The organism is Actinomycetospora sp. (assembly GCF_055612215.1).
This window is the reverse complement of sequence record NZ_JBVPVA010000733.1, coordinates 1-4665: the sequence shown is the minus strand read 5'-3', so window position 1 is coordinate 4665 and position 4665 is coordinate 1. Positions and strand designations below refer to the sequence as shown.

Here is a 4665-nt window from a genome sequence, read left to right as displayed (position 1 = left end):
GTCCAGCAGGACCCGGTGATCTCGCAGGTCAAGCTGATCGCCGAGCCGTGGGACGTCGGCCCCGGCGGCTACCAGGTGGGCAACTTCCCGCCCGGGTGGACCGAGTGGAACGGCAAGTACCGCGACACCGTGCGCGACTTCTGGCGCGGGACCCCGGGCACGATGGGCGAGTTCGCCGCCCGACTGACCGGGTCGTCGGACCTGTACCAGGACGACGGGCGCCGGCCGTACGCCTCGGTCAACTTCGTCACCGCGCACGACGGCTTCACGCTCGCCGACCTCGTCTCCTACAACGAGAAGCACAACGAGGCCAACGGCGAGGGCGGGAACGACGGCGCGGACGACAACAACTCCTGGAACTGCGGCGTCGAGGGCCCCACCGACGACGACGCGGTGCGCACCCTGCGGGAGCGTCAGCGCCGGAACTTCCTCGCGACGCTCTTCCTCTCCCAGGGCGTGCCGATGCTGCTGCACGGCGACGAGATGGGGCGCACCCAGTACGGCAACAACAACGGCTACTGCCAGGACTCCGAGATCTCCTGGATGGAGTGGGCGCCGGAGAAGTCCGACCTCGGGCTCATGGCGTACACCGGCGAGGTGTCCGCGCTGCGCGCCGCGCACCCGGTGTTCCGGCGGCGCCGTTTCTTCAACGGCCGGGAGATCCGCCCCGCGGCTCCGTCCGAGACCGACGACGACTACCAGCGCGACATCGCCTGGTTCACCGCCTCCGGCGAGGAGATGACCGACGAGGACTGGGAGGCCGGCTCCGCGGCCGTGCTCACGGTGTTCCTCAACGGCGAGGGCATCCTCGAGTCCGACCAGCGCGGCGAGCGCGTCGTCGACGACTCGTTCCTGCTGATCTTCAACGCCCACTACGAGGACGTCGAGGTGACCCTGCCCGGCGCCGGCCTGCCCGACCGCTGGGGCACCGTGCTCGACACCGTCACCGGCACCGTCGTCGTCGGGACCGCCCGGACCTCGGCCACCACGACGGTCGACGAGCTGCCCGACGACCTCGAGACCCTCGGCGGGGGCGACACCCTCACGGTGGTCGCGCGGTCGATGCTGCTCCTGCAGCGCACGGGGGCGGGGGCCTGATCACCCATGACCCAGCCGCAGGGCGGAAGCCGGCCCATCCCGATCCGGGTCCGGCGCATCCTGCAGGGCGGGTTCATCGCCTCGTCGGCGGACCGGCTCCTCTACGGCTGGCGGCAGCGGGGCCGACCCCGTCACGTCAACCCGGGCGGTCTCGCCGGTGAGGTGATCGCCTACCTCTGGGCGGACGATCCCGACGAGGCGATGGTGTTCCTGGCCGGCTTCCTCGCCGAGCTCAACCTGCACCACCCCGACGCGGGCACCTTCGGCACGGTGGGTCTCGACGAGCTCCTCGACGGCCTGGGCCTGTGCATGCCGCCGGGGTTCGACGAGCTCGACGCGCTCTGCGCGAAGGCCCGGCAGGACGTCCCGAGCCACTACGGCTCGCCGATCTGAGGCCCGCCGCGCCGCGGTCGGCTGATCATGAGGACGACGGCCCCGGCTTGTAGCCTGACCCGCGTGATCCCGCCGTCGACGTACCGGCTCCAGCTCGCCCCCGACCAGGACCTCGCGGCGGCCACCGACCTCGTCGGGTACCTCTCCGACCTCGGGGTCGGGGCGCTGTACTGCTCGCCGCTGCTGCAGCCCTCCCCCGGCTCGACCCACGGCTACGACGTGGTCGACCCGACGCACGCGAACGACGAGATCGGCGGCGAGCCGGGGCGGACGGCGCTCGTCGCGGCGCTGCGCGAGGCGGGGATGCGCGCGCTGCTCGACCTCGTGCCCAACCACATGGGTGTGGCCGTGCCCGCGGTCAACCCGTCGTGGTGGTCGCTGCTGCGCGAGGGCCCCGCGTCGCCGTACGCCTCGTGGTACGACGTCGACCTGTCGGTGCCGATCCTCCTCCCGGTCCTCGGGTCACCCGAAGACGTCGAGAGGCTCGAGCTCTCCGACGACCGCTCCGAACTGCGCTACTACGAGCACCGCTTCCCCGTGGCCCCCGGCACCGGCGACTCCGGGACCGCCGAGGAGGTCCACGAGCGCCAGCACTACCGCCTCGTGCACTGGCGGCGGGGCAACGCCGAGCTGACCTACCGCCGGTTCTTCGACGTCTCCGACCTCGCCGCCGTGCGGGTGGACGACCCGGAGGTCTTCGAGGCCACCCACGCCGAGGTGCTGCGCTGGATCGCCGCCGACCCCGACGTGATCAGCGGGCTGCGCATCGACCACCCCGACGGCCTGACCGCTCCCGGCGCGTACCTGCAGCGGCTGCGGGCCCGGCTGGGCGAGACCGGGCTCGGCGAGGAGGCGTGGCTGCTCGTCGAGAAGATCACCTCGCTGCGCTCGGACGGGACCACCGAGGCCCTCCCGACGTCGTGGCCCGCCGACGGCACCACCGGCTACGACGCGCTGCGCGAGGTGTGCGGTCTCTTCGTCGACCCGCGCGGGGAGTCGCTGATCGAGCAGGTCGCGGCCGAGCACACCGGCGCCCGCGAACGGCTCTCGATCGCCGAGCACGCGGCCAAGCGGCTGGTCACCGACGAGATCCTGGTGGCCGAGGTGCGCCGGATCGCGGCGCTCGTCCCGCCCGGGGACGAGGCCCCGGAGGTCGTGCAGGACGCGGGAGACGCAGCGGAGCGGAGCTCGACCGTCGAGGCGGTGGCCGAGCTGCTGGCCGCGTACCCGGTGTACCGCTCGTACCTGCCCGAGGGCCGGGCGGACCTCGACCGGGCGGTCGACACGGCGGCCACGGCCCGTCCGGACCTCGCGGACGTCGTGCGGCGGATCCGCGCCGGGATGCTGGCCGACCCGGACGGGCCGCTCACCCTCCGGATCGAGCAGACCAGCGGGATGGTGACGGCCAAAGGCGTCGAGGACACCACCTTCTACCGGTGGAACCGCTTCGTCGCGCTCAACGAGGTCGGCGGCGCCCCCGACCGGTTCGGGGTGACGCCCACCGAGTTCCACGCCGCGAACGCGCACCGGGACGCGGCCACCCCCGCGACCATGACCACGCTGTCCACCCACGACACCAAGCGCTCCGAGGACGTGCGGGCCCGCCTCGCCGTGCTCTCGGAGCTCACCGCGGAGTGGGGCGCCTTCCTGCGCAAGCTCTCCGCGCGCCACCCGCTCCCGAAGCCGGGCCTGACCTCGCCGTCGCTGGAGCTGCTGGCCTGGCAGTCGTTGATCGGCGCCTGGCCCATCACGGCGGAGCGGATGCGGGACTACCTGACGAAGGCCGCCAAGGAGGCCAAGCTCGTCACCGCCCACGTCGACGCCGTCCCCGAGGTCGACGAGGCCATCGCCGCGTGGCCCGACGCGGTGCTCGCCTCGGAGGAGACCGTCCACGACGTCGAGGCCTTCGTGCGGCTGGTCGACCGGTTCGGCCGCTCGAACGCGCTCGGCCAGAAGCTGCTGCAGCTGGCGGGCCCCGGCGTCCCCGACGTCTACCAGGGCACGGAGCTGATCGAGTACTCGCTCGTCGACCCCGACAACCGGCGCCCCGTCGACTTCGCCCGCCGCCGGGAGCTCCTCGCGCGCCTGGACGGCGGCTGGATGCCCGGGCCGGTCGAGGCGAGCGACGACCCCGACTCCGACGACGTGCGCGGCGCCAAGCTGCTCGTCACGGCGGCCGCGCTGCGGCTGCGGCGCTTCCGTCCGGAGCTCTTCTACGGGTACGCCCCGGTGCCGGCCGCCGGACCGGCCGCCGACCACGCGGTGGCCTTCGCCCGCGGCGGCCCGGCCGGGCGCGAGAAGCTGGTGGCGGTGGCGACGCGGCTGCCCGCGGGCCTGGAGGCCGACGGCGGCTGGCGCGACACCGTGCTCCCGCTCCCCGGCGGGGCCGAGGACTGGACCGACATGGTCACCGGGATGCCCGTGCAGGGGTCGACCCCGCGGCTCGGCGAACTGCTCGCCCGCTACCCGGTGGCGCTGCTGGTCCGCCCGGCCTGAGCCGCCCGCTCGGCCGCCGCCCGGCCATGATCACGAGCACACTGGGCCTGTTCCGACCCCTGCTCGCCTGCCAGGTGTGCCTCTCGAGAACGCGGGGCCGGACTGATCGGCGAACCTGCGCGTCGCGCGCACACTTTCCCCGCAGACGCCCTCGGTCACGGCAGAACCGACGCGTGCCGCACACACCTCGTGTGCGCCGCGCGCAGGTCCACCCGACACCGAACGCGGCCTCGGCCGGACTGTGTGCGCCGCGCGCAGGTCCACACGACACCGAACGCGGCCTCGGCCGGACTGTGTGCGCCGCGCGCAGGTCCACACCACACCGAACGCGGCGTCGGTCGGACTGTGTGCGCCGCGCGCAGGTCCACCGGCCCTCAGCGCCGGTCGGAGCGCGGGGCCAGGGGCACGACCCGAGGCCGGCGGGACGGCGCCGACGCCGTCGGGAGGACCTCGGTCTCCGCGTCCACCGCGGCACCGTCACGCACCGGCGGCAGCAGCTCGGTCGGCGCCTCGCCCTCGTCGACCGGGCCCACCACCGGCAGCTCCCCCGTGACCGCCCGGATCGCCTCCTCGGAGACGTGGCCCCGTTCGGAGAGCGGGATCCCGACCCGACGGCGGTCGCGCCGGCGGTACACCAGCGCGACGACGATCGCGACCATCGACAGCAGCGGGACGGCG

General features: G+C 74.0%; 3 protein-coding genes and 1 pseudogene. 3 read left to right on the top strand and 1 reads right to left on the bottom strand.

The annotated features are described in order from the left end of the window. From AC0CYZ_RS20005 to treY, 3 genes and pseudogenes are all read left to right on the top strand, one after another. Positions 1-1098: pseudogene (locus AC0CYZ_RS20005) on the top strand (glycogen debranching enzyme); the annotation flags it as partial. 6 nt (positions 1099-1104) lie between these two features. After that, entirely contained in the window at positions 1105-1491 is a 387-nt protein-coding gene (locus tag AC0CYZ_RS20000) for a hypothetical protein (RefSeq protein WP_472218498.1), read from the top strand. A 63-nt stretch (positions 1492-1554) separates the two neighbouring features. Further along, on the top strand, positions 1555-3987 hold the full coding sequence (gene treY, locus AC0CYZ_RS19995) for a malto-oligosyltrehalose synthase (RefSeq protein WP_472218496.1): 2433 nt from the start codon (positions 1555-1557) through the stop codon (positions 3985-3987). A gap of 374 nt (positions 3988-4361) precedes the next feature. Here treY and AC0CYZ_RS19990 read toward each other — a convergent pair. After that, on the bottom strand, positions 4362-4665 hold a 304-nt coding region (locus tag AC0CYZ_RS19990; protein ID WP_472218494.1), incomplete at its 5' end, for a hypothetical protein.

Coding starts and splice junctions, on each gene's coding strand:
- AC0CYZ_RS20000 (WP_472218498.1), top strand. CDS start 1,105: ATGACCCAGCCGCAGGGCGGAAGCCGGCCCATCCCGATCCGGGTCCGG.